1 protein-coding gene is annotated in these 815 nt (G+C 50.2%); it reads right to left on the reverse strand.

Annotation, left to right across the window (positions count from 1 at the left end):
• On the reverse strand, positions 1 to 794 hold a 794-nt coding region (locus tag A3762_RS27355), incomplete at its 3' end, for a hypothetical protein (protein WP_231878762.1).
• Positions 795 to 815 lie beyond the last annotated feature (21 nt).

Here is an 815-nt window from a genome sequence, read left to right on the forward strand (position 1 = left end):
GGTGCTTGTATGGTTAGACTCGCTAAATCGTCAATATTCACGATCCAAACACCACTACCCTGATCGGCACCCGTTGAAAGCTGCGCGCCCTCCGGAACACCCTCGAAACGCACCGCAGTAATCGACTCAGAACCATCTAGATCGACAAGATCCGCCGTTATATCCAGGCTAATCGGTTCATCTTCGTTTCCGCTAATGTCGTTCGCTTGTAACGTTGGGACATCCGCCACTGGGATAACTGAAACATGATATTGTGCGGTGCTACTCGCTTCCGTAACCACACCACTATCTGGATCTTCGTCCTGATGCGTCACCATGACATCCAACGTAAAGTCAGTACTGTCATGCAACGGAGGCGTTAACGTCAGCGCTGCTAGATCCTCGGCCAATACAGTCACTGTATCGTCAGCATTGACCGTACCGTGGCTAAACACTGCGCCGTCTGGCACTTGCGAGAACGTAACGCTAACGATACTTTCAGAACCATCTTGATCGACTAAAAGCGCTTGTATATCAATATTGAATGCAGTGTCTTCATTGATATCAACATGACTATCAACCAGTGTCGCCGTATCCACGACCGCGTTAACCTCAACATCCACCGTCGACAAGGTCTCAGACGTACTCACCTCTCCTGTCTCAGGATCGACATCTGCCACGCTCGCCAACACCGATAAGCTGAAGTCTTCGCTATCATGCAGCGGTGGCGTAATCGTTAGACCGACCAACTGATCGACACTTAAGGTCCAGCTATTGTCACCGTTATCAACGCCAGCTGATAACGTCGCACCCACTGGCACATCGCTGATTACTAT

It is taken from the genome of Oleiphilus sp. HI0125, assembly GCF_001635355.1.